Source organism: Corynebacterium sp. ACRQK (assembly GCF_022345965.1).
Lineage (GTDB): Bacteria > Actinomycetota > Actinomycetes > Mycobacteriales > Mycobacteriaceae > Corynebacterium.
On record NZ_JAKRMU010000004.1, the window covers coordinates 119,444 to 144,779 of the forward strand.

At 60.0% G+C, this 25,336-nt stretch carries 17 protein-coding genes and 3 pseudogenes; 9 read left to right on the forward strand and 11 right to left on the reverse strand.

Going from position 1 to position 25,336, the window contains the following annotated elements:
- Positions 1–183 precede the first annotated feature (183 nt).
- Positions 184–2,109, forward strand: a complete 1,926-nt coding sequence (locus MHX63_RS05995; RefSeq protein WP_239387680.1) for a DUF5133 domain-containing protein — start codon at positions 184–186, stop codon at positions 2,107–2,109.
- Between the two features lie 47 nt (positions 2,110–2,156).
- On the opposite strand, the pseudogene MHX63_RS06000 reads toward MHX63_RS05995, so the two are convergent.
- A pseudogene (locus MHX63_RS06000) lies at positions 2,157–2,432 on the reverse strand (carboxymuconolactone decarboxylase family protein); the annotation flags it as partial.
- Between the two features lie 146 nt (positions 2,433–2,578).
- Between MHX63_RS06000 and MHX63_RS06005 the strand changes: the two are divergent.
- From MHX63_RS06005 to MHX63_RS10505, 4 genes and pseudogenes are all read left to right on the forward strand, one after another.
- A pseudogene (locus tag MHX63_RS06005) lies at positions 2,579–3,236 on the forward strand (VIT1/CCC1 transporter family protein).
- A gap of 96 nt (positions 3,237–3,332) precedes the next feature.
- On the forward strand, positions 3,333–8,309 hold the full coding sequence (locus MHX63_RS06010; RefSeq protein ID WP_239387681.1) for a DEAD/DEAH box helicase: 4,977 nt from the start codon (positions 3,333–3,335) through the stop codon (positions 8,307–8,309).
- A 15-nt stretch (positions 8,310–8,324) separates the two neighbouring features.
- A pseudogene (locus MHX63_RS10500) lies at positions 8,325–8,582 on the forward strand (winged helix-turn-helix domain-containing protein); the annotation flags it as partial.
- Positions 8,583–8,693: 111 nt separating this feature from the next.
- A complete protein-coding gene (locus MHX63_RS10505) occupies positions 8,694–9,245 on the forward strand; it encodes a restriction endonuclease (RefSeq protein WP_239387795.1) in 552 nt (183 codons plus the stop codon).
- A gap of 48 nt (positions 9,246–9,293) precedes the next feature.
- On the opposite strand, the gene MHX63_RS06025 is transcribed toward MHX63_RS10505, so the two are convergent.
- Together MHX63_RS06025 and glnA are read right to left on the reverse strand one after the other, a co-directional pair.
- Positions 9,294–9,821: a hypothetical protein gene (locus MHX63_RS06025; protein ID WP_239387682.1), complete on the reverse strand. Its 528-nt coding sequence runs from the start codon at positions 9,819–9,821 to the stop codon at positions 9,294–9,296.
- 293 nt (positions 9,822–10,114) lie between these two features.
- Positions 10,115–11,551 (reverse strand): type I glutamate--ammonia ligase, encoded by a 1,437-nt coding sequence (gene glnA, locus MHX63_RS06030; protein ID WP_239387683.1) that lies wholly within the window; start codon positions 11,549–11,551, stop codon positions 10,115–10,117.
- Between the two features lie 153 nt (positions 11,552–11,704).
- Here glnA and MHX63_RS06035 point away from each other — a divergent pair, with 153 nt between their 5' ends.
- Entirely contained in the window at positions 11,705–12,181 is a 477-nt protein-coding gene (locus MHX63_RS06035; RefSeq protein WP_239387684.1) for an RDD family protein, read from the forward strand.
- A gap of 3 nt (positions 12,182–12,184) precedes the next feature.
- Here MHX63_RS06035 and MHX63_RS06040 read toward each other — a convergent pair whose 3' ends face one another.
- From MHX63_RS06040 to sucB, 4 genes are all read right to left on the reverse strand, one after another.
- Complete coding sequence (locus tag MHX63_RS06040) at positions 12,185–12,964, reverse strand: DUF4191 domain-containing protein (protein WP_239387685.1); 780 nt, start codon at positions 12,962–12,964, stop codon at positions 12,185–12,187.
- A 51-nt stretch (positions 12,965–13,015) separates the two neighbouring features.
- Positions 13,016–14,065 carry a lipoyl synthase gene (gene lipA / locus MHX63_RS06045; RefSeq protein ID WP_239387686.1) on the reverse strand — a complete coding sequence of 350 codons (1,050 nt, stop codon included), beginning with the start codon at positions 14,063–14,065 and terminating at the stop codon, positions 13,016–13,018.
- 74 nt (positions 14,066–14,139) lie between these two features.
- Positions 14,140–14,895: a lipoyl(octanoyl) transferase LipB gene (gene lipB, locus MHX63_RS06050; protein WP_239387687.1), complete on the reverse strand. Its 756-nt coding sequence runs from the start codon at positions 14,893–14,895 to the stop codon at positions 14,140–14,142.
- Positions 14,896–15,433: 538 nt separating this feature from the next.
- Complete coding sequence (sucB, locus tag MHX63_RS06055; RefSeq protein ID WP_239387688.1) at positions 15,434–17,248, reverse strand: 2-oxoglutarate dehydrogenase, E2 component, dihydrolipoamide succinyltransferase; 1,815 nt, start codon at positions 17,246–17,248, stop codon at positions 15,434–15,436.
- Between the two features lie 197 nt (positions 17,249–17,445).
- Here sucB and MHX63_RS06060 point away from each other — a divergent pair, with 197 nt between their 5' ends.
- On the forward strand, positions 17,446–17,841 hold the full coding sequence (locus tag MHX63_RS06060; protein WP_239387689.1) for an oxidoreductase: 396 nt from the start codon (positions 17,446–17,448) through the stop codon (positions 17,839–17,841).
- A 66-nt stretch (positions 17,842–17,907) separates the two neighbouring features.
- On the opposite strand, the gene MHX63_RS06065 is transcribed toward MHX63_RS06060, so the two are convergent.
- Positions 17,908–19,611: a leucyl aminopeptidase gene (locus MHX63_RS06065; protein WP_239387690.1), complete on the reverse strand. Its 1,704-nt coding sequence runs from the start codon at positions 19,609–19,611 to the stop codon at positions 17,908–17,910.
- 198 nt (positions 19,612–19,809) lie between these two features.
- Here MHX63_RS06065 and MHX63_RS06070 point away from each other — a divergent pair, with 198 nt between their 5' ends.
- On the forward strand, positions 19,810–20,985 hold the full coding sequence (locus MHX63_RS06070; RefSeq protein ID WP_239387691.1) for a branched-chain amino acid aminotransferase: 1,176 nt from the start codon (positions 19,810–19,812) through the stop codon (positions 20,983–20,985).
- On the opposite strand, the gene MHX63_RS06075 is transcribed toward MHX63_RS06070, so the two are convergent.
- Complete coding sequence (locus MHX63_RS06075; RefSeq protein ID WP_239387692.1) at positions 20,952–21,956, reverse strand: nicotinate-nucleotide--dimethylbenzimidazole phosphoribosyltransferase; 1,005 nt, start codon at positions 21,954–21,956, stop codon at positions 20,952–20,954. The genes MHX63_RS06070 and MHX63_RS06075 overlap by 34 nt on opposite strands.
- Positions 21,957–21,981: 25 nt before the next feature.
- A complete protein-coding gene (locus MHX63_RS06080; RefSeq protein ID WP_239387693.1) occupies positions 21,982–22,710 on the reverse strand; it encodes a DUF3043 domain-containing protein in 729 nt (242 codons plus the stop codon).
- Between the two features lie 184 nt (positions 22,711–22,894).
- On the opposite strand from MHX63_RS06080, the gene MHX63_RS06085 reads away from it, so the two are divergent.
- Complete coding sequence (locus MHX63_RS06085) at positions 22,895–23,239, forward strand: iron-sulfur cluster assembly accessory protein (protein WP_034972061.1); 345 nt, start codon at positions 22,895–22,897, stop codon at positions 23,237–23,239.
- A 118-nt stretch (positions 23,240–23,357) separates the two neighbouring features.
- Here the strand turns inward: MHX63_RS06085 and asnB are convergent, their stop codons facing one another.
- Positions 23,358–25,295, reverse strand: coding sequence for an asparagine synthase (glutamine-hydrolyzing) (gene asnB / locus MHX63_RS06090; protein WP_239387694.1), 1,938 nt, complete (start codon positions 25,293–25,295; stop codon positions 23,358–23,360).
- Positions 25,296–25,336: the final 41 nt, after the last annotated feature.

Consider the following 25,336-nt stretch of genomic DNA (forward strand, 5'->3'; position numbering starts at 1 on the left):
CCCTCCTTCGGATAGCCTGTGTGTAGGTCTGCGCGCTGGCGCGTAGCTCCTTCTAGAGAAGCATACCGTTACTAAGGGTGTCCTTATTTCAAGGGGGTGGGATGGTTTCAAAGTGGATAGGCTTCTGAAGTGCTGTTGTAGCCTGGGGTGCAGGCGGTTCGAAGATCACGGAGGCTTTGTGTTATGGGGATAAACGACGAGTTCACCGAGGCGAACAATGCTCGGAATTCCAACTGGTATCAAATCCAGGGAGCGGAGTTTCATCTTCCGGAGGGTTATGTCTGCGGCTCTCAGCCGGAGTGGCGCCTTGCGCATTTCGCGGTGGTTCTTCCAGTGCCCGAATTACCGGAGGCTTTTGATTGGCCCGAGGCCTGGGTACCCGGCCGTTTTCGCGGGATAAAGAAGATTGAGTTCGCAGAGCGGGATGAGGAAGGGGACTTCGTTCGCCAGTTCTGGGGTAATAACTGGGGTAATAAGATTGATTACAAATATGTACCTCGCGTTTTCCATAAGAGTGCTGGGTCGTATTTCCGTGAGCCCCTAGCCAGTTCCATGGGAGCGAGTGCGGTTGATGCTGTACCGACGTTTGGTGGGGATCCCGCGGAGTGGATCTCGGATGCATCTACTAATCCTGCCAAGGTCGTCGCACATCGACTCGTGTTTGAGCCCGACCTTACGACGGAGGGTAAGCAGTGGGCGCCAGAAATGGAGACATATCCGCTGCGTTTTGCTTTGGATGACACTGGGCACCCCTATGCGACCTTGAAGTTTGTATGTGCCGAGTACCTGCAATACTCCGGGCCGTGCCTTTATGACCTTGAAAGTGGCGAACCCAGTAACTTCGAACAGAATTTTCTCGTCATCCATGCCGTCGCGGAAAATTGCTCCGGAAAAGCACTGGAGGAAGTTACTGCGTCGTTGACTAAGCCACGAGAAAAAATGACCCTGATTGCGGAGGGAGGCGACGGAGAGGCGAGACAAAGAGAGCTACTTCAAGAACTCACTGGTTCACCACTGGCTAACAACGAGGCTAGTGTTTGCCTATTGGAGGCTGCCGTGAAGGTTGTGGAAAAGCAGCTATTCGTTGGCTCGGAAACTCACATTCCGTGGGATCTCACCAAGGGCGGATACTTCAAAAACCCCGGTAGGGGTACAAAAGCGAACCGCGGTCGCCAATCTCCCAAGCCTTATTGCGTCACGATGGCTATCCCGGGCCGTACAGACATTGCCCTACCAACTCCCATCGCGGATGCATCTGAGGAGTCGGGGGAGAATTGGATGCTCCACGACCAATGGGCATGGTATTTTGCTTCTCGTTTCGACCGGTACACAACAGAGATCCCGTATTTTCGTGATGGCTCTATAAACAGAAGCCTTGTGTCCCGCTATCGTGACTGGACTATTCACTCCTGCGAGGAGGGTTTGGCAGTAGTGCGCCGGGCACCGCTAGAAAACTCGCAAAATAATTTCTTTATGCTGGCTGGGACTCGCTTTGTAGACCTGGCTATTTTAGCGCTTAGAGCAGATAATTATCTGGGGCGCATTAGCGAACAACTTCGCCAACTATCTTTCGGTCCGGAAGCTCTCAATGTCTTGGAAAGCTCCGGCTCTGAGGGCAATGCTGGAACCCTCGAGAAGATAAGGGGCGCGGACCAAAAGCTGCAGGGCAGTCTCCGGAAGTTCGCAAAGATACAAGCGGAACTAGTCTATGTGCGCGATCACCTCTGGTACGAGCGAGTCCCCGGACGTGACGTAGCGACCACCATTCTGCAGCATATGCTGGAAAAGACGGGGGCGAGGGGTGACTTCGAGGACATCGTCGGCGAACTTGAGATACGTGAAAACGTTTACACAACCCAGTACAACTTCGCACGTATCAGGCTTGATGGAATCGAGGCAGACGCTCATAAGCGTAAACAGGAACGGCGTGACGAACGCAATGAATTAATTGCGTTAGCAGCCGCAGTTCTGGCCATCCCAAGCCTTTTTGCGCTTCTACCCGCTGTTGGACAGTGGTGGGTTTTCATTGTTTGCCTGGTGGCCATTGTTGTTATATCCGCGGTGACGTACTTCTCGCGCCGTCAACGGAGAAAGAAACAGTCGAGTTGATCTCGACTGCCAAGCGCTACTAAGCGCCCAGGCCTCCCCTGGCAGCATTAGCTCTCCAGCGCGGCCTTCATGCAGCGCATCGCGGCCAAGGTTTTCGGCACGCCGACGTAAGGCATGAGGTGCACGAAGCATTCGGCCACCTCCTCTGGGCTGATGCCCGTGACGTCCACAGCGTTCTTGATGTGGCCGGTGAGTTGCGGCTCCACGCCACCCATCGCAGCTAGGGCAGCTATATTCAGCATCTGGCGGTCGCGGAGGGTGATGCCTTCGCGCTGGTAGGTTCCGCCGAAGACGGCCCCGACAACCCAGTCAAACGCGCTGGGCGGGGGCGGCCTAACCCGAGGCTAGCCCACAATATGATGCTGCGGTGCCATTGAGTTTGGCTATGATTTCATTCATGAGTAGATCCAGCAAGCATGTTGTTCCTGGCGCTCACTAGGAGCCGCACGACGCCGGCGATGCGGCGAAGATGAACTCGCTACGCGCAGGAGTTTTGGGCGTCAACGACGGTATTGTTTCCGTTGCTGCCCTGCTTATCGGCGTGATTGCCACCGGCGCGGGTGATAAGGCCATCTTGATGGCGGGCCTGGCTGCCACCATCGCAGGTGCGGTGTCCATGGCTTTGGGGGAGTTTGTGTCCGTGTCCGCTCAGCGGGACTCCGAGCAGTTCTGGGTTGCTAAGGAGAGACAGGAATTACGGGAGGCTCCGGAAGAGGAGCTGGAGGAGGTCGCGGGGATTCTTTCCGGCTACGGCATCAACCGGGATACTGCCCTGGAAGCTGCGCAGGAAATTCATAAGGAGGATGCCCTGCGCGCCCACCTGCAGCTGGAATTAGGCATTGATGAAAAACGAGCTGACCAGTGCATGGGCCGCAGCGTTCTTCTCCGCGCTGTCCTTCCTGGCTGGCGCGGCACAGCCGATGGCTGCGGTGTTCCTGGCTCTAGCAGGCACACAAGCCTGGGGGGCCACCACAGTGACGATGTTCTCGTTGGCGCTAACTGGTCTAATCTCGGCGAAGATCGCCGGCACGAGCGTGGCTCGCTCAGTGGTCCGCCTGGTCATCGGTGGTGGCCTGGGCCAGACACTGACTTATGGCGCGGGCGCGCTGTTTGGTGGCGTGGCCTAAGGGGCACGCAACTTCGAGGAGGATCGAGGGGCATTGGCCCCAGTGAGGGGGTGTGCCGGACACTGAGTGAGGACAGGCACGGGGCATAATGTCTCCATGGCGAAGTTTTCCGAGGTTCTTACCCAACTGCGCGAGAATCAGCCGAAGGCGAAGTACGGCATCGCCTTCGAAAAGCTGATGGTTAATTACTTTCGCACAGACCCAACGCTGAAAGCACAGTTCGATGAGGTGTACCGATGGGCTGATTGGCGTTACAACGGGGGCAAAGCGGATACGGGCATCGACTTGGTTGCCCGTCGTGCGGATGATGTTTCGTGGACGGCTATCCAGTGCAAGTTTTATAAGCCGACGACCCGCATCCAAAAGGCGAACCTGGATTCCTTCTTTGAGGCCTCGGGCCGGACTTTCGAGACGGAAGATGGAGTGCAGCACTTTGGCAGTCGCCTGATCATTTCGACAACTGATCGGTGGTCTTCCAACGCGGAGGAGATGTTGGCCAATCAGGTGATCCCCACTAGCCGAATCGGTGTGGCTGCGATCTCTGAGTCCCCAATCAACTGGGATATAGCTTTCCCGGGTGCAGCGATGGGGGATAGCGCTATCCAGATCAACCTCTCCCGCCGCGAAACGTTCGAACCTCGCCCGCACCAGCAGGAAGCTATCGATCGAGCCATTGCTGGCTTCACCACCTATGATCGTGGCAAATTAATCATGGCTTGTGGCACGGGTAAGACTTTTACTGCGCTGCGGTTGGCTGAGAAGGTTGCGGAAAATACTGGCGGTAAGGCACGGGTGCTGTTCCTGGTGCCATCGATTTCCCTGCTTTCGCAGACGCTCAAGGAATGGACCGCCCAGGCTCGGTTGGATATGCGCACTTTCGCGGTGTGTTCGGATTCCAAGGTTTCCCGCAGCGCAGAGGACATCGCTACTTATGATCTCGAGGTTCCGGTGTCCACGGACGGCGCTCAGATCGCGGAGCGTTTCGCATCCGGTAAGCGGGCAAAGGGTCTGCATGTGGTCTTTTCCACCTACCAGTCCCTACCTGCGGTCCACGACGCGCAGCAGCAGGGCTTGGACGATTTCGACCTGGTGATTTGCGATGAGGCTCACCGCACCACGGGCGTGACCTTGGCAGGGGAGGACGCCTCCAATTTCGTGCGCATCCACGATGCGGATTACATCCGTTCGGCGAAGCGGTTATATATGACGGCGACGCCGCGTCTGTTCGACGACCAGGTCAAGGGCAAGGCTGCGGAGCACTCCGCCGAGCTCGCCTCCATGGATGATGAGGCTGTGTACGGGCCGGAGTTCTACCGTTTGGGCTTCGGCGAGGCAGTGGATAAAGGGCTGCTCACCGATTACCGCGTGCTCGTGATGACGGTGGACGAGGCCGTTGCCGCTGATGCCATGGCCCGCGGCGAGGGTGGCCAGTTGAACCTGTCTTTGGCCTCGGCGATGATCGGCGCCTGGAATGGTTTGGCAAAGCGATCCGGTAATCTGCAGGGGCAGAAGGGTGGCTTTGATATTGATGCTGCTCCGATGCAGCGCGCGGTCGCTTTCGCCCAGGACATCAAGACCTCGAAGCAGATTGCTGAGTCCTTCCCTTCCCTGATTTCTACCTACCAGCAGCAGCTCCGGGAGGCCTCGGTATTGGGGGATGTCTCCCTGCACAACGTGGATCTGCGCATCGCATCCCAGCACGTGGACGGGGCAATGAACGCGATGGAGCGCGGTTCAAAGCTCACTTGGTTGGAATCCACTCCCGACGAAGATCAGACTCGCGTGCTCACCAATGCCCGCTGTCTCTCCGAGGGCGTGGACGTCCCGGCCTTGGATTCGGTGATTTTCTTCAATCCTCGCAATTCCATGGTGGACGTGGTGCAGTCCGTGGGTCGCGTCATGCGTAAATCCGAGGGTAAAGATTATGGCTATATTATTCTGCCGGTCGCGGTGTCCCCGAATGTGCCGCCGGCACAGGCCTTGAACGATAATCAGCGTTTCAAGGTTGTGTGGCAGATCCTCAATGCGCTCCGCGCCCATGATGACCGTTTTAATGCGAAGGTGAACTCTATAGCGCTGAATGAGGGCGCGGTGGACGAACTTCCGCTATCTGTCGATCACGTCCCGAATGCCAAGGAAAAGCTGGATCGGGCGGAAGCCAAGTCTCAAGCGGAGCCTGCAGAATTGAACCAGGAAATGGCTCAGCAGGTCGCCCTATTTTCCCTGGAACGGTGGCAGGAGGCGATGTACACCAAACTGGTAGATAAGGTCGGCACTCGCACCTATTGGGAGGACTGGGCTGACGATGTAGCGACCATCGCCGAAAACCAAATTACCCGCATTCGGGCTCTGCTGGACGGTGCAGACAGGAAGTTGCGCAAGGAGTTCGAGAAGTTCGTCGAGGGCCTGCGCAATAACCTCAACGAGGGGATCACCGAAGATGACGCCATCTCGATGCTATCCCAGCACCTCATTACCGCGCCCGTGTTCAACGCGCTCTTTGAAAACCACGACTTCATCACTCACAACCCGGTTGCCCAGGTGATGGAGAAGATGGTCGCGGCTCTGTCCCGGGAGAACCTCGATACGGAGACCGAGTCTCTGGAAAGGTTCTACGACTCGGTTCGGGTGCGTGCGTCGGAGGTCTCTAGCGCTTCCGGAAAGCAGCAGGTGATTAAGGAGCTCTACGAGCGCTTCTTCCAGAAGGCTTTTAAGAAGCAGGCGGAGTCCCTGGGCATCGTCTACACCCCGGTTGAGATCGTGGACTTCATCCTGCGCGCTGCGGATGAGGTTTCGCAGAAGCACTTCGGTAAGGGGCTTTCCGACGAAGGTGTGTGCATCCTCGACCCATTCGCTGGAACTTCCACGTTCACCGTCCGTCTCCTGCAATCTGGCCTAATCAAACCGGAGGATCTCGCCCGCAAGTACGCCAGCGAGCTTTTCGCCACGGAAATCATGCTGCTGGCCTACTACGTCTCCGCTGTGAACATCGAGACCACCTACAACGCCCTGCGCGAGGAAGCCGCGCAACGCAACGGTGAGCCGGTTCCGGAGTATGTTCCGTTCAGCAATATCGCGCTGGCCGATACTTTTCAGATCCACGAGGACGGCGACATCCCGGATTTGCACATTTTCCAGGAGAATAACGCCACCATCGAGCGTCAGAAGAACGCGCCCATCAACGTTGTGATCGGTAACCCGCCGTACTCTGCTGGTCAGAAGTCTGCGAATGACCTCAATGCGAACCTGAAATACCCGAGCTTGGACAAGCGCATCGCGGAAACCTACGCGGAGAAGTCCACGGCGACGAATAAGAACTCTCTTTATGACTCCTACCTGCGGGCCTTCCGTTGGGCTACCGACCGCATTGGTGACCAGGGCGCGGTGGCATTCGTCTCTAATGGTGGCTGGATCGATGGCAATACCGGTGATGGCGTGCGTTTGTCCATGGCTGAGGACTTCACGGACCTTTATGTATTCAACCTTCGTGGGAATCAGCGCACCGCTGGCGAACAGTCCCGCAGAGAAGGCGGAAAAGTCTTCGGTGCGGGTTCGCGGAATACCGTAGCTATCACCATTGGTATCAAGGACCCCACAAAGTCCGGTTTTGCTCTGCACTACCGGGATATTGGGGACTATCTGACGGCAGAGGAGAAGCTGAAAATCGTTGATTCTTCGACTGTCGAATCCACCGATTGGGAGACCATCACCCCGAATTCTCACGGTGACTGGGTGAACCAGCGCTCGGAAGAATTCGCGACCTGGCCAGTGCTCGGCGAAAAGAAAGGAAACTCGGCGAGAATTTTTAAAACTCTAACTCGTGGGTTGGAAACTGGTCGGGATACTTGGGTTTACGCATTCGACCAGGTTCAGCTTGAAACCCAACTGTCAAGATTGGAAGAAACCTACGAGCATGCCCGTATCGCATACCAGAACGAAGAATCTCCTGGTAAAGGGAAGGGAGATGTACTGGTTAATGACTTTTTGAAAAAACACCCTTCATTTTCTGATGCTCGGCAGATTAAATGGACTCGTTCATTGAGAACCTCTGTGTACCGCAATGAGCAGTTCAAGCTCGACGTCGGGAAACTGGTGAAGGGTTATTATCGGCCATTCTGCTCACAGCATGTCTACTATGACGAGTTGTTGAACCACGAGAGGTCGCAGCTCCCGTCGATGTTCCCTACCCCTGAACACCGAAACATCGGGTTTTATATTCCTGCTGCTAGTAGTGCTGCTCGAGAGTTTAACGCTCAAGCAACCGATCTACTACCCGATCTGTGCCTGAGCGGTTCTGGTTCGGGACAATACTTTCCCCGTTTCACCTGGTCCGCTGTCCGGGACGGATATGGAACGTTGTTCTCGAAAGGTAGCATTGTCGAGGAGAGTGAAAACAGCATCTACGGTCAGGTCGGCGAGATTCTTGATGGTTACGTACGCGTGGACAACATCACCGACGAGATCAAGAAAGTCTACCGTGATGCATTGGGTACAGACATTACGGGTGATGACGTCTTCCACTTTGTCTACGGCAAACTGCACGACCCGGAGTACCGCACGAACTATGCGGCGGATCTGAAGAAGATGCTTCCACATATCGAGACTCCAAGCTCCCGCGCTGAGTTCGACAAGTTTGCTGGAGCAGGGCAGAAACTCATGAACCTGCACGTTAACTACGAGGATGTCGAGCCATGGCCATTGGATGTCCAAGTTAAGGGGGATGAATCTGATCGCGAGACCTGGCGGGTGCTCAAGATGAAGTGGGCTAAGCGCAAAGACCCGGAGACCGGCAAGAAAATCAACGATGTCACAAAACTGATCTACAACAAGCAGGTCACCATTAGCGGTATCCCAGCGGAAGCTGATGAGTACATGCTGGGCTCTCGCTCTGCAATTGCCTGGCTGATCGACCGTTACCAGGTGAAGAAGGATAAGGCCTCCGGCATCGTCAACGATCCGAATGACTGGGCGGACGAAGTCGGCAACCCGCGTTACATCGTGGACCTCATAGGCCGTGTAACACGTGTGGCGATGGAGACAGTACGCATCGTCGACTCATTGAATGAGAAATAGGGGAGAGTAACAAGAATGAAATCGAGAACTTGGGATGAGTTTCTGACCCCCTGTTTGTCGGTGCTAGCGAATGGAGAAATCCGTCAGCGGAGGGAGATCCTCTTGGCGGCTGCCGACAATATGAAGATCAGTGACGAGGAACGAGCAATAACCATTTCATCGGGTGAAGCTCGTTACCTTAATCGTGGAAATTGGGCGATCACCCACCTTTCCAAAGCAGAAGCGATTTCCTCCCCTGCAAGAGCGCACTGGAAAATTACCGATAAAGGGCGCAGTCTACTGGCGAAGTATCCGAACGGCATGACCGAAGCCGAGTTGAGTTCTGAAAGCGGGGAGCTTTATCGGAAGTTCCGATCCCATACCCCCAGACAGCATGATCCTGCAGTGCCTAGCGTAGAGCCAGAGCAGACTGAATCCGAGCTAACCCCACTCGAGCAAGTGGAGGAGGGGCAGCGGCGCAATGAAGAAATGGTGGCCGAAGAGCTACTCAAGCGCTTGCACCAACGCGAGCCTGCCTTTTTCGAGCAAGCAGTTCTGGACTTGCTCATGGCTATGGGCTACGGAGGTTCCTTCGGCAGCGCCACGCGAACACAGCTATCCAATGATGGCGGCATCGACGGTGTGATCGACCAAGACGCTCTTGGCCTTTCTCGCATCTACGTGCAGGCGAAACGCTACGAGTTGTCTAAAGCCATCGGTCGCCCGGATGTGCAGGCATTCGTCGGTGCTCTCCACGGAGCACAGGCATCCCAGGGAGTTTTCCTCACTACCGCGTCGTTTAGTTCCGGGGCAATCAGCTATGCGAACTCCGTCCAGTCCCGAGTGGTGCTTATCGACGGTGCTCTACTTGCCAAGCTGATGATCAAGTACGGCGTTGGCGTCCAGACGAAGCGGACGGTTCAGATCGTCGAGATCGATGAGGATTTCTTCGAGTAACTCACGGAGGCACCTGCAGCGAGGGAGGGTATCGGGCGCTATGTCGAGTTAGTTATGTCCCGCCCGCTGGGCCTTGAGCCGCAGATTCGCACAGACCTGGGGAGCGTTGTACTCGCCGGAGTTGCAGAGAGCGAGCAGTTGCGTCTCGCCACTGGTCAAGTTCGGCGCCCCATTAGGAGCAGTGCCGTAGCCGCAGAGGTGGGCGGGGCAGTCGGGGCTTGCTCCCTGATTACCCATCGGTGGTTCCTTCTGCACTGGAGAAGCGGCTGTGGGCTGATTAGCTGGAGCCTGCTGCTCTGGCGGTGTGTTTTCCTCGGCAGCAGGGCTACTCTGCTGCGCGGGCTCCGGCGTACTGGTGACTGTGGTCGGCGGGGGCGGTGTGTCCTCGGGAGCACTGGTGACCGTGGCGGTCTCTGGTTCTGAGCTCTCGGACTCGCCAGAAGGAGCGCTGGTGACAGTAGTGGTGGACGGTTCAGCGGGTGTGTCCTCACTGCCGCAAGCGGTGAGGCCGAAAACGCTGATGAGGCTGAGCACAAAAACTGGAGCGAGGAGTGTGCGACGACGAGTGGTGATCACGTGGTGCCTTTCGTTGAGTGACAACCACAGTTTAAAGTCACACCTACCACTTCTCATCTTGATTTTCAGTTCGACGGAATCGGTCCCTCGCCGAGGCTTTCAAACCAACCTGTTCTGTTAAGCAGGGGAGAGGGCGAGCGAATAACATCCCTCGAACGACATCCACAAGGTGGCGTCATAAAAAAACAAAAACGGTGACAACCTGCGGACTAGCAGGTCATCACCGCTTACTTGCACCACCGGCCAAAGAACAGCCCGCGGCGTCAAACAGCTAGAGCAGCTTAGAGCAGCCCTTAGCAGTCGTAGTACATCTCGAACTCCTGCGGCGTCGGGCGCAGGCGAACCGGTGCAATCTCGTTGTCGTACTTGTAGGCGATGTAGGTGTCGATCAGGTCGTCGGTGAACACGCCGCCCTCGGTCAGGAACTCGTTGTCCTCCTCCAGAGCCTTCAGGGAAGCCTCCAGGCTGGTCGGAGCCTGCGGGATGTCCTTAGCCTCCTCCGGCGGCAGCTCGTACAGGTCCTTGTCGACCGGAGCGTGCGGCTCGATGCGGTTCTTCACACCATCCAGGCCAGCCAGCATCATTGCGGCGAAGCCGAAGTACGGGTTACCACTCGGGTCCGGAGCGCGGAACTCAATGCGCTTCGCCTTCGCGTTGGAGCCCGTGATCGGGATACGCACTGCGGCAGAGCGGTTACGCTGCGAGTACACCAGGTTAATCGGAGCCTCGAAGCCCGGAACCAGACGGTGGTAGGAGTTCAGCGTCGGGTTAGTGAAGGCCAGCACAGCGCCAGCGTGCTTCAGGATGCCGCCGATGTAGTAGCGGGCGATGTCGGACAGGCCGGCGTAACCGGACTCGTCGTAGAACAGCGGCTCGCCATCCTTCCACAGGGACTGGTGAGCGTGCATACCCGAACCATTGTCGCCCGCCAGCGGCTTCGGCATGAAGGTCGCGGACTTGCCGGCCTGCCAAGCAGTGTTCTTGATGATGTACTTGAAGGACTGCAGGTCATCCGCAGCGTGCAGCAGAGTGTTGAACTCGTAGTTGATCTCCTGCTGGCCGCCGGTGCCGACCTCGTGGTGCGCGCGCTCCAGCTTGAAGCCAGCGTTCGCCAGGTTGCGAGCCATATCGTCGCGCAGGTCCTGGAAGTGGTCGTACGGCGCGACGGGGAAGTAGCCGCCCTTCATGCGGGTCTTGTAGCCCAGGTTGGTGGAGCCATCCGGGTTGACCTCTGCGCCACGGTTCCACCAGCCCTCGACGGAATCCAGCTCGTAGAAAGCGCGGTTGGTCTCTGCCTCGTAGCGGACGGAGTCGAAGAGGTAGAACTCTGCCTCCGCACCGAAGAAGCAGGTATCCGCAATTCCCGTGGAGGCCAGATACTGCTCCGCCTTGCGGGCAACGTTACGCGGATCGCGGGAAAACGGCTCGCGGGTGAACGGATCGTGAACGAAGAACTTCACGTTCAGGGTCTTGGCCTTGCGGAACGGATCGATCTTGGCGGTCGCCAGGTCCGGCAGCAGGTTCATATCCGACTCTTCAATGGTGGTAAAGCCACGGATGGACGAGCCGTCGAAAGCCAGGCCCTCCTCCATAGCGTCCTCATCGAATTCCGAAGCCGGGATGCTGAAGTGCTGCTCGATACCGGGCACATCGGTAAAGCGAACGTCCACAAACTCGACGTCGTTGTCCTTGATGTACTTGGCAACTTCTTCTGCGGTCTTAAATGACACTGTATTTCTTCCGTTCCTTGCAGTTGGAATCTCAAACTGTTGCGACAATATATAAAAGCAACACAATCGATCCTACGCATACTGGGCGCCGATTCAGGTAAAAATTTACAAAATTGTGCCACAAACTAACAGCCAGCTAGGCTCTAGACCATCATGAGTGAATCGCGTAGCTGGCTTGAAGGCCCCCTTGTACCAGGCGAAAACGAAGACCTCGCCGACCTCAGTCCATACCCCGGCGCCCGCTTGGGGTTGCCCAAAGACGGCCCGGGCTCACTGTCCCCCTTGTTCCCCCGGCTGGGTGCACTACTGATCGACTGGTTGGCCTGTTACGGCCTGGCCTGGTTCGTCACGTCCACGACGGACGTGCTGGGCGATTCCGCCAGCGCCTCGATGATCTTCTTCATCATTTGGCGCATCCTGACCGTCTGGCTATTCGCCCAGTCCCCGGGTCACGCCATCGTGGGCATCGGCGTGGCGCGCATCGACAAGCCCGACGAGCGCGTGGGCCTGTGGCGCTCGGTCGTCCGCACGCTGCTGACGGTCTTCCTCTTCCCCCCAATTATTCAAGACACTGACGGCCGTGGAATGCACGATCGCGCCACCGGCACGGCCGTTATCCGCAGCCGCTAAGCGTTACTTCTTTCCGCGCTGTGCCGCACGGCGGGCGCGGCGGTTCATGCCCGACATCTTCGCGCCCTTCGGCATCGGACCCTTCGGCATGTTGTTGTTCGGGTTGCTTAGCCGCGAGATCGACTCGACCTTGGAGTTAAGGGCGTCCACCTCATTCTTCTTGACGTTACGCGGCAGGCGCATCAGGTGGTTCTGCAGCTTCTTCACCGGCACCTGGCCTTCGCCGTCGCCAACGATCACGTCGTAGATCGGGGTCTTGCCCACAATGCGCGCAAGCTTCTTGCGCTCCTGCGCCATCATCGGTTTCAGGCGGTGCGGTGCGCCCTCGCCGACCAGCACAATGCCGGGAGTACCTACCACGCGGTGCACTGCGTCCATGTGGGTGTTGGACGCCACGCCGTTCTCCGTAATCCACTTCATGCCTACGCCATCACGCATGTTGGACAAAGCCCATGCGGCGGCACCAGCCTCGCCCTCAATCTGGTCATACACGCCGGACTGCAAGCGGCGGGAGAATACCCACATCGCCGCCATTGCGCCGATGATGATGCCCACGATCAGGTTCAGCCACCACCAGCCGAAAACCAGGCTGAGCAGCAGCAACAGCACAACGGGAATCAGGAAAGCCAGAACCATGTACGGGATAAGCTTCTTATCCCGGCCCTTCTGCAGCTTGAATGCCTGCCACAGCTGGGAGCGCGTCTGTTTGCGCTGCTCCTTCTTCGCTGCCTTTGCGGCCTTCTTTTCTTCCTTGACCCTTACGTCCTTTTTATCCTTCGCCATGGATTCAACAATAAGGCATGAATAAAGGCGGGGCGAAAGTGCCCCGCCGCGTTAGCGGCGCGATGCGGTGACTGGCGTGTCCTCCGAAGCGCCGTAACGCTCCAGCAGGGTAGAGGCCTCCTGCGACGTGGTGGAATCCAGAGTCTCCTCCAGGTGCTTCAGGTTCTCCGGAATAGCCTCGCCACGCGCCTGCTTCGCCTGCGCGTACAGGCGACCGGCGCGGTAAGAGGAACGCACCAACGGGCCGGACATAACAGCCTTGATACCCAACTCGTAAGCCGCGTCGGAGTGCTCCATGAACTCCTCCGGCTTCACCCAACGCTCAATCGGGTGGTGCATGGAGGACGGGCGCAGGTACTGCGTAATCGTCAGGATGTCGGTGCCCGCGTCCGCCAGGTCCTTAATGGCAGCGCGAACCTCATCCTTCTTTTCACCCATGCCCAGGATCAGGTTGGACTTCGTCACCAGGCCATAATCGTGCGCAGCCTGAATAACCTCCAGGGAACGGTCGTACTTGAAGGCCGGGCGGATCCGCTTAAAGATGCGCGGAACCGTTTCCAGGTTGTGGGCAAACACCTCCGGCTGAGAATCAAAGACGACCTTCAGCAGCTCCGGGCGGTTGGAAAAATCGGGCGTCAGATTCTCCACACCCGTGTTCGGGTTCAGCTCGTGAATCTTCTTCACAACCTCGGCATACAGCCACGCGCCCTCATCATCCAGGTCATCGCGCGTCACACCAGTGATGGTGGCGTAGCGCAGACCCATCTCGCGGACATTCTCCGCTACGCGGCGCGGCTCGTCCCGGTCCAGCGGGGACGGGCGGCCGGACTTAATCTGGCAGAAGTCACAGCGGCGGGAACACGTATCGCCGCCGATGAGGAACGTCGCCTCGCGGTCCTCCCAGCACTCGTTGATATTCGGGCAGCCAGCCTCCTGGCACACGGTGTGCAGACCAGCGCCCTTCACGCGATTCTTCATATCCCGATACTCCGGGCCGACCTTCGCGGTCGTGCGGATCCACCGAGGCTTCGACTCGATGGGGGTTTCGGCGTTTTTCGCCTCGATGCGGAGCATCCGGCGTCCATCTGCGGTCACACTCATGCCGACTAGCCTACGCTGGGTGCCGCATAGGAATCCACCTCGGTATTCTCGCGGGCGCTGGGTGGGAATCTCCCTTAGGAATGCACCGGCAAATCACCGTTCAAAGCGTCAACGAGGTTGCTGGCGAGGGACGAGTAGGCGTCAGAAACACTAACGTCGTGCCCCAGCTCCTCGGTGAGCGTCGTGACTCCCGCATCCGCCAGCCCACAAGGCACAATGTGGTCGTAATACTCCATGGTGTTGTCGCAATTCAGGGACACTCCGTGCATGGTCACACCGCGCGTCACGCGGATGCCGATCGCGGCGATCTTACGTGCGGGCTTAAGCTCGCCATTAATAACGCCCGCAGGTAGCCACACGCCCGAACGCCCCTCTACGCGGCCGGTGCCGTGCAGGCCAAGATCTTCACAAGTCTGGATCAGCGCCTGCTCCAGGCGGCGGACATAATCGACCACGTCCACTGGGTCGGCCAGCTTGATGATGGGGTATGCGACCAGCTGGCCAGGCCCATGCCAGGTGATGCGGCCTCCGCGGTCGACGTCGACTACTGGCAGGCCGTTGGTGGGGCGGTCGGAATCCTCGGTGCGCTTGCCGGCAGTGTACGTCGGCGGGTGTTGGAGTAGGAGGATGGTGTCTGGGATTTTTTCTTCGGCGCGCTGGGCAGCGAGGTCTGCCTGGAGGTGCCAAGTGTCCTCGTAGTCCACGGTGCCGAGGTCGCGGATGTCGATGTCGGTGGCAGTGGTTGCGCTGGCGCGGGCACCGGCGCTGCGGTTGTCAGTGCCGGCGGCGCCAATGTTTACTTTGCGGATGCTGCCTTGCTGGAATCCCATGGTGGCGATGATACTCCAGTGGTTCTGCGGTGCTGCTGGGTGCTGTCCCCGCTGGCGCCAAGTTCCGCTGGAAGCTGTTCTGTAGGCGCTGGGTTTTGCTAGGTGCTGTCCCGCTGGCGCCAGATTCTGTCTGTAGTGAGGCTGCAGATTCTGATGTTGCTGCATATGTCAGGTGGTGACGTTGATGCTGGTGCCTCCGGTGGTTGGCGCCTCCTGAAAGCCACTAAATGCCGCAAAATGTCGCAAAATGTCGCAAAAGTTGCATTTCTTCAAATCGGGATTGGTTTCCACTTCCCTAAAAGCTTCTTGACCTGCACATTTGTATATTCGAAAACCGATAGCATTAACAAACTGCAACTTTTCCGACATTTAAGGGCTCCGGGGGTCGCTGGAGGGGGATTTTGAGCCGGGGAAGGGGCTACGAAGCCGGGCTTGAGACAAAGGATGAAGGAGGGGATCCCCCAGGGGGCACCAAACAGAAAACGCCGACCCCGCGGGTAGCGGGGCCGGCGTCTTGCCTAGTCAGCTAGAACCTAGCTTAGAGCTCCAGGTCCTCGGTGAAGTCCGAGTTCTCCAGGCGGTCACGCAGGGTGGACATGAAGCGGCCTGCGTCGGCGCCGTCGATGACCTGGTGGTCGTAGGTCATCGGCAGGAAGACCATCTGGCGGATGGCGATAGCCTCGCCCTCGTCCTCACTCAGCACCACCGGGCGCTTCACAATGGCGCCAGTGCCGATCATGGCAGCCTGCGGCGGAACCAGAATCGGGGTGTCGGTCAGCGCGCCCTCGGAACCGATGTTGGTGATGGTGAAGGTACCGCCGGACAGGTCGTTCGGCTTCAGCTTCTTGTTGCGCGCGCGGTCAGCAATGTCCACGATGGCCTGAGCCAGCTCCGGCAGGGACATGTCCTGCGCATTGTGGATAACCGGGCTCAGCAGGCCAGCCTCCGTGTCGACAGCAATGCCCAGGTTGACCTGCTCGTGGTAGGTCATCTCCTTGGTCTTCGCGTTGTAGGAAGCGTTGACGTTCGGGTGGGAGATCAGAGCCTCGACCGCTGCCTTTGCGAAGAACGGCAGGTAGGTCAGGTTCACACCGTGCTTATCGGCGAAGGCCTGCTTGTTGGCCTTGCGCAGTTCGGCAACGCGAGTCATGTCGACCTCGTGGACCTGCGTCAGCTGAGCTGCAGCGTGCAGGGAATCCAGGGTGGTCTTCGCAGTGATCTCGCGGATACGGTTTACCTTCTTGACGGTGCCGCGCAGCTCCTGCTTGGACGGGTCCACCTTGTAGGAGGAAGCGCGCGGGCCAGCCGGAGAAGCGGACTTAGCGGAGGAGCCCGAAGCGGAAGTGCCTTCTGCTGCGGCCAGGATGTCCTGCTTGCGGATACGGCCGCCGACCCCGGTTCCCTCGACGCTCGACAGATCGACGCCATGCTTCTCAGCCAGCTTGCGGACCAGCGGAGTGACGTAGGGGAGGTTGCCCTCGGCAGGCTTCGACTGCTTTGCAGCCGGCTTGGAGGACTTGGACTCGGTCTCGGACTTTGCCTCAGTCTTGGCTTCGGTCTTCTCTTCAGCCTTCTCCTCGGCCTCCTTAGCCTCAGCCTTCTTTTCCTCCGCCTTCGGCTCGGCCTTGTCCTCGGACTTCTCAGACTTCTCGTCGGAGTCGGAGTCAGAGGAATCGGAGGAACCGGACTTGGCTGCGCTCTCGTCGCCGATGCGGGCGATGACCTCGCCGACGTCTACGGTGTCATCCTCGTTGGCCAGGATCTCCACCAGGGTGCCGGCGACTGGGGACGGGATCTCGGTGTCGACCTTGTCGGTGGAGACCTCGAGCAGTGGCTCGTCGACCTCAACCTTGTCGCCGACGCTCTTCAGCCACTGGGTAATCGTGCCCTCGGTGACGGACTCGCCGAGCTCCGGCATGGTGACGTCCTCGGCCTCGCCAGAACCAGAACCGGAACCGGACTCAGAACCAGAGTCGTCAGAGGACTCAGACTCAGAGTTGTCGGAGCTAGAAGCGGACTCAGACTCCTCAGAACCAGACTCGCCGGACTCCTCAGCAGCGTCGCTGGAATCGTCGTCGCTGGAGCTGTCGGCGTCAGAACCAGAAGGCTCTTCGCCCTCCTCACCGATCTCGGCGATGACGGCGCCGACGTCCACAGTGTCGTCTTCCTCGGCGATGATCTTCAGCAGCACACCACTTGCGGGGGACGGGATCTCCGTATCAACCTTGTCGGTCGATACCTCCAGCAACGGTTCGTCGACGGAGACCTTGTCTCCGACCTTCTTCAGCCACTGAGTAACGGTGCCCTCGGTTACGGACTCGCCCAGTTCGGGCATTTCGACGGAGTACGCCATGGTGTTTGAAGCTCCTCAAGCTAAACGGAAATCAGCTGTGGTTATTTGGTTGAAATACTACCTAAGTCTACGCGCCTTGACTCCGCTCCGCCGAGCGCCCCCTCGCCCTTTACCTCCGTTCCTTTTTCATGACGCCCCCTCACCGCCTCCGCGCACCTTTGGGGAACCGCCGGGTATGTGAACTAGAATCGGCTAACGTGTTCAATCTTTTCGGCCGGAACAAAAATACTTCCACCCGACCGCCGCGTGCGCCGGAGGAGACCATCCGCCCCAAGGACCTGACCTACCTGCAGCAGTGGGCCGGAACCCGCAAGGGCGTGGAGGGTTTTGTGGAGCCGGAAACCATCGTCAACGAGATGTCCGTGGTGCTGGTCGACAGCGAGGGGGAGTGGACGCGCCGCCGCATCGGCGGGCCGAAGGGCATAGACAAGGTAGCCCAGTCTGTTGGCATTCCCCTGTACTTCGCGGAGGAAACCGGATACCCGCAGCGCATGCGTGATCGCATCGAGCGGGATCGGTTGATCAAGAAGCGGCTGGAGCAGCGCGAACGGCGCGCGCAATTTGAGCAGCGCCGCGCCGAGAAGGGGGACTAACGCCTAGCCCCGGCGCGCCCGCGCAGGTGCGCGCGACCCGCGGGCTAGCGCCTAGCCGCGGCCTGCCTAGCCCTTCAGCGCAATATCTTCCAACGCGGCGATGATGGTGCGCACCGGCGAGCCTGTTGCCCGCTTCGGGGTGTAGCCGTATGCTGCACCGTCGTTGTAGGCCGGGCCAGCGACGTCAATGTGCACCCACTGCACGCCCTCGGCCACGAAGTTCTTCAGGTAGTGGCCCGCCACGGACATGCCGCCCCAGCGGTTGCCGGAGATGTTCTTGATGTCCGCCACGTCCGACTTCAGCGCCTCGCCCAGCTCCGCAGGCAGCGGCATCGGCCAGCCGGCATCGCCCACGCGCTGGGAGATGATAGCCACGCGGTCGCGGAAATCCATCGAGCCCATGATGCCCGGCGTGCGGTCGCCCAGCGCCACCATCTGCGCACCCGTCAGGGTGGCGGTTTCAATCAGGTAGTCCGGGTTGTCCTCGCAGGCGCGGACGATGGCATCGGCCAGCACCAGGCGGCCCTCTGCGTCGGTGTTCAGCACCTCGGTGGTGGTGCCGCCGTAGTGGCGCAGCACGTCGCCGGGGCGGGTGGCCTCCCCGCCGGGCATGTTCTCCGCCAACGGAACGGTGGCCGTCACCCGCACCGGAATGTTCAGCTCAGCTGCGGCGATCACCGCTGCAACGACGGCCGCGGAGCCACCCATGTCGGAGATCATGTTCCACATCTTCGCCGGCGGCTTCAGGGAAATGCCGCCGGTATCGAAAGTGATGCCCTTGCCGACCAGCGCCACGTGCGGGGAATCCTCAGCGATCTTGTCCGGGTTGTAGTCCAGACGCACCAGACGCGGCCCGCGCGCCGAACCCTGGCCAACGCCCAGAATGCCGCCGAAGCCCTGCTCCTCCAGAGCGGCCTCGTCCAGCACCTCCACCGTCACGTCCGTGTGCTTTGCCGCCTCGGCGATGATGCCCGCGTAGCTTTCCGGGTACAGCACGTTCGACGGGGTGTTCACTAGGTCACGTGCCAGCGCCACTGCCCGCACGGTGGCCTGCGCGTGCTCCAGGGTGTCCGCCGGATCCTCGCCGGTCAGCACCTCAATCGATTCGATCGCGGGCGTGTGCTCGGCCGTCTTCAGCCCCCGGTACTCGTAGGCTCCCAGCGCGTGGCCGACCAGTGCGGCTTCTGCGCCCAGCAGGCCCAGGGCACTCACCACTCGCGCGCCACGCGCCGCGGCCTTTTCTTGGCCCTCTTGTTGTTCGGGCTTCTTGATGCTTCGGGACGACACGCCTGCGGCCACGCGGACGTCCTCTGCAGACACCTCATCGGCCGGCCCCATACCGATTGCCAGGATCTTCTCCGGGCCGGTAGCTCCAGCGCCGGCTTCAACAAGACCTTCTGCAGTCTCTGGCTCGACGGTGGATTCCTGCACTTGAGCGGACAGGTTGCCGGTCGAGACGACCTCGCTACGGCGCTCGGCCGAGAGGTTGGGGATTACTGTGACCTCGCCAGCAGTGCCCTTGGCGCCGACGGAAATAAGCAGCTTCCACATTTCCAGCTGCTGCTCGGCCGTGAGGGCGTCAATAGGAGCACCAGTAAGCTCCAGACCAGCCTCACCTTCGAAGACCGGGATGACCAGCGTGTCGATGACCGATGGGGTGGCGGTGCCGTTGTCCTCGAGAGTGGAATCGGTGTGGACCAGCGACATCTGCGGGACGAAACCGCGGGATGGCAGGCCGGTGATGGGGGAGGAAGAGTTGGTGGCGGTCATAGGGGGATCGACTACTCCTTATGTCCTTATGAATATGAATGAATACGAATGAATATGAGTCTTGCAGGTTCTTCTAAAATCGTTGTTCGCTGCTTTCACTTTACCCAGAATCGCCTGACGGTAGATCGGTGGGAGGGACCTCCCAGAAATTGTTAGCCCCCTCACACTTTTGTGGAACGGCAGAGTAGTCTGGGACACATGACTACTCCAGAGGCAAACCCCCAGACCCCAAAGGCCCAGCAGAGCTTCCAGGTGGAGTTCACCGTCACCCGCACCGAGAACCCGGTGACCGACGACAAGATCGCCGAGATTCTCTCTGCACCCGGCTTCGGCAAGTACTTCACTGACCACATGGTCGCCATCGACTGGAACACAGAAGAGGGCTGGCACAACGCCCGCGTTGAGCCCTACCAGCAGGTCCAGATGGACCCAGCATCCAGTGTGTTCCACTACGGCCAGGCCATCTTTGAGGGCCTGAAGGCATACCGCGGTGAAGGTGGCAAGATCGTCACCTTCCGCCCGGAGCAGAATGCCCGCCGCTTCCAGAACTCCGCCGCCCGAATGGCCATGCCGGAGCTGCCGGAGGAGCTGTTCCTGGAATCCCTTCGCCAGATCGTGGACATCGACCAGCGCTGGGTTCCGCAGGGCGGTGGCGAAGAATCCCTGTACCTGCGCCCGTTCATGATCTCCCGCGAAGTCGGCCTAGGTGTGCACCCAGCCAGCAGCTACACCTTCTTCGTGATCGCCTCCCCGGCAGGCGCCTACTTCTCCGGCGGCATCAACCCGGTCAGCGTGTGGCTTTCTACCGAATACACTCGCGCTGCCCCCGGCGGCACCGGCGCGGCGAAGTTCGCCGGTAACTATGCGGCCTCCCTGGCAGCGCAGGCCTCCGCGCAAAAGGAAGGCTGCGACCAGGTGGTATGGCTGGACGCAACCGAGCACAAGTACATCGAAGAGATGGGCGGCATGAACCTGGCGTTCGTCTTCGGCAGCGAGGACGGCGGCGAAGGCAACGTCACGCTGGTCACGCCTGAACTGTCCGGCTCGCTACTGCCGGGCGTTACCCGCCTTTCCCTGCTGGAGCTGGCCCGCGACCTGGGCTACAAGGTAGAGGAGCGTCGCATCTCCACCGACGAGTGGAAGGAAGCCGCAAAGTCCGGTGCCATGACGGAGGCCTTCGCCTGCGGCACCGCAGCCGTTGTCACCCCGGTCGGCACTGTGAAGGACGAATCCGGCGAATTCCAGGTCAACGGCGGCCAGACCGGTCCGGTGACCATGCGCCTGCGCGAGCAGCTGACGGGCATCCAGAACGGCCGCGTCGCCGACAACCACGGCTGGCTCTACACGCTGGTGGAGCAGGCAGCCACCGCGTAACGCACCATCGGCAAGGCCAGGACGGCGCCCAGCCCCTGGCCGGTGCCGAGCTGCAAATCCAGCAGTGGTTCCAAGCCCAGCGCATTGAGCGCCGGGAGGGCAGCGGGCTCCGTACCTGCCGAAGCCGCCAGCCACCACGCGGCGGCCCCCGGTGCCAGCATCTCCGCGCACAGTGCCGCCGCAGCAGCGCCCACGCCGTCGAAGATCACGGGAGTGCGGCGCACCGCCGACTGTGCCAGAATCCCCGCCATCACCACCAGGTCGGCCGAGCCGATCTGCTGCAGTACCCGCGCGGCCACCGCCTTGTCGTCGCGCACGCGGAACATCGCATCGCGGATCACCGCCACCTTTGACTTCCACGCCTCGTCGTCGATGCCGGAACCCCGGCCGATGATCTTCACCGGCTCCACGCTGCACACGCTGCCGATCACCGCAGCGGCTACCGTGGTCAGCCCCCGCCCCATGTCACCCAAGAGCAACAACTGTGTGCCCTTGTCCGCCTCCTCGTCGGCGAAACGCATGCCGCGCCGCAGGTGCCTGACATAATCCTCGGGGCTCAACGCGTCCGTGGTGTCGATGGCACCGGAGGGAGAACCCAACGTGGCGTCCAGAATAGAAAGAGAAACTCGTGCCGACCTGCAGGCATCCACAATCGGGGCAGTCGCATCGGCCAGGTTCTGCCGCACCTGGGCATTAAAGTCGTTCGGCAGGGCGGAGATCTCCGGGTGCTCCTCGGCCACCCCGTGCTCGCCGGTCACTATAACCAGCCGCGCCGTTTTCAAGGCCTCGGCGGGGGCGGAACCTTGGCAGGCGGCGATCCAGGAGGCGACACCCTCCAGTCTGCCCAGCGAACCAGCCGGAATGCCGGCCTTCGTCGGCGCAGTGTTACGGAGCTGCTCGGCTCGACTGCGCGTGGCCTCGTCCGGCGGGACGATAGGCGGGAAGTTCGGGGCGGAGGTCGTAGAAGCCATGGGTTTCAGTCTAAACGCTGTCGGCCTATACGCTGTCGCCGATTTGCTTCTGCGGGGCAGGGGTGCGCAGGCGGCGGATCATCGTGGCGCGGGTGAACGCATACAGACCCAGGCTGAACTTGCCGTGCGGGTTGTCCGGGAAGCGCTCGTTGACCTCGCGATTGATGCGGCGACCAAGCCAAATGCCCTCGCCGATCATGATGAGGAACACGATCATCATCACCAGCGAAGCCAGGTTGGCGATGTTCGGGTTGGACATGCCGAAGATCATGATGACGATGACCAGCAGCGCCAGCGGCAGGAAGAAATTCATCATGTAGCGGCGGGAATCGATCCAGTCGCGGACGAAGCGCTTCTCCGGTCCCTTGTCGCGGTCCATGAGGTAATCCTCGTCGCCGGCCATCATGCGCTGGTTGGCGCGGCGCCGCTCGCGGTTCGCCTCGTCCTTCTGGCGCTGCTTCATGGCCTTGTATTCTTCCTTGGACATGGAGGCCTTGAGCTCCTTGCGCTGCTTGCGCGCCTCGCTCGGGGTGGCGGGGGCGGTGTAGGCGCTGCGGCGCACGCCGTGCTTGCGCTCCTGCTCGTTGCGCTTCGGGGTGGCCTTGCCCTTCTTCGGTGTAAAGGCCTTGGAGTTCTTTTCCTGAGTGACGCCACCGTCTGCGTCGCTGTCTACCTCAGTCGACGTATCCGCATCCTGTGGCGAGACCTGATCCTCGGCTGAGTCGGCGACCTTTTCCTGCTTCTTCCATGGCATTTTCACATGTAACAGGCTAGAGCAGGAGGGCAGGGGAACAAAACCAAAACACTAGCGCGGGAACGCGGAGAAATATCGCTGTCGCGGGAATAACCCTAGAGGGCAGTGGCGTTGTGGAACAATGAGGCGTAGCTTGTGAGCAAAGCCAATTCAAAAATTCGGTCATTTATTGAGGAGGACCAACATGACTGCTCCAGAGAAGGTCACCGGTGTGGAGCTGACCGAGGCTGCCCAGCAGAAGGCCAGCGCCCTGCTGGCACAGGAAGGCCGCGACGATCTTTCCCTGCGCATCGCAGTGCAGCCGGGCGGTTGTGCGGGCCTGCGCTACCAGCTGTTTTTCGATGATCGCTCCCTGGATGGCGATCTGGTGGACGAGTACGAGGGCGTGAACCTGGTTGTGGACCGCATGTCCTCCCCGTACCTGATGGGCGCGAAGATCGACTTCGCGGACACCATCGAGTCCCAGGGCTTCACCATCGACAACCCGAACGCTTCCGGCTCCTGTGCCTGTGGCGACTCCTTCAGCTAAGCGGCCGGTCTGTTCGAGTTCTAGCTGCTCTTATTAATGACGCCCCCTAGGGATGAATTCCCTCGGGGGCGTTTTCGGGTCTTTAGCGTCTAGAGCGGGGCGGCGAGCTCTAGAGGTGCTAGAGGTCGACCGGGTACTGGCGCTGGTCGATCTGCGGATCGATACGATCCTCGACGAAAATGCCGTGCCAGACCATGAAAGCGATGACGGTCCACAGCCGGCGGGAGTGGTCCGGGCCGGAGCCGGTGTTCATCGCTACGCGGTGCTCGTCCAGAATCTTCAGCACCTCCGCCTTGTTGAAGATGTGGTCGGTCTGCGAGGCCTCGATGTTCTCCTTCGCCCAGCCGTAGAGCTCGTCGCCGGCCAGCCAATGGCGCATCGGTACCGGGAAGCCCAGCTTCTTGCGGTGCAAAACATGCGGCGGGACGATGCGCTCCAGCGCCTTACGCAGCGCGTACTTGGTGGTGCCGTGCGAGATCTTGAGCTCGTGGGGGAGGGTTTCCGCCACGTCGAAGACGACCTTATCCAGGAACGGCACGCGCAGCTCCAGGGAGTTTGCCATGTTGATCTTGTCGGCCTTCACCAGGATGTCGCCGCGCATCCAGGTGAACAGGTCCAGGTGCTGCATCCGCGCAACCGGGTCCATGTCCTTGGACTTCGCGTAGATCGGCGCCGTGACCTCGCGGTGATCCCACTCAGGGCGGATCTCGCGCAGCACGCGCTCCAGCTGCTGGTAGTTAAAGGAACGCGCATTGCCGTAGTAGCGATCCTCCATTGGCATGGTGCCGCGCTGCAGCAGGGACTTGCCACGCATGCCCTCGGGCAGCGCGTTGCCAACGCTGGACAGCACGCGCTTCAGCGGGGAGGGGATCTTGTCGAAAGGCGCCAGGCTCAACGGTTCCTTGTAAATGGTGTAGCCGCCGAAGAGCTCGTCGGCGCCTTCGCCGGAGAGCACCACCTTGACGTGCTTGCGGGCCTCCTGTGCGACGAAGTACAGCGGAACCAGTGACGGGTCGGCCACCGGATCGTCCAGGTACCAGATGATCTTCGGGATCGCCTCGGCGTACTCCTCCGGGCTGACCACCTTCACGATGTGCTCGGCGCCGATGGCGGCGGCGGACTCCGCGGCCACGTCGACCTCGGAGTAGCCCTCGCGTTCGAAGCCGGTGGTGAAGGTCAGAAGATCCGGGTTGTGGCGCTTAGCCAGCGCTGCGATGGCGGTGGAGTCGATGCCGCCGGAGAGGAAGGAGCCGACAGTGACATCCGCACGCATGTGTTTGGCTACAGAGTCCTCTAAGGCCTCGGCGATGCGCTGGAACACGGCCTCCTCGTCGCCGGCCGCGACCTTCTTGACCGGGAAGCGCGGCTCGAACCAGCGAGTTTCCTCGATCTTCCCGCCGGGGGTTACGAAACCGTAGCTGCCGGATTCCAGGCGGCGGATGTGCTTGTGCAGGCTCTCCGGCTCCGGGACGTACTGCAGATCCGTGTAGTGCGCGATGGCACGGATATCCAGGTCCAGGTTCAGACCCAGAGCTTCTGCCATCGACAGGATGCACTTCTTCTCCGAGGCGAAGACGGTGCCTGCCTCGGTGGTGGCGATGTACATCGGCTTGATGCCGAACTGGTCGCGGGCCAGGAACAGCTTCTTTTCCTTGGAATCCCACACGGCAAAAGCGAACATGCCGCGCAGGTGGTTCACCACGTCGGCGCCCCAATGGTGGAAGCCCACCACGATGGTCTCGCCGTCGCCCTCAGTATTAAAGGTATAGCCAGCTTCCTTGAGCTCCTCGCGCAGCTCGACGTAGTTGTAGATCTCGCCGTTGAACGTCAGTGCGTAGCGGTCTTCCTCGCCCTCCGGGCCCCACTGCAGAGGCTGGTGCGAGTGCTCCAAGTCGATGATGGATAGTCGGTTGAAGCCGAACACAACATCTCGGTCGTGCCACGTGCCGCTATCGTCCGGGCCTCGGTGGTGCATGCAGGGGAGTGCGCCCTCTACAGCCTCAACGAAATTTTCCGCGGCGCTGTTCGCCGCAATGATTCCAAGCAATCCACACATGCGTCCTGACTTTACGCGGGTGGGGTAGAGGTGGGCTAGTT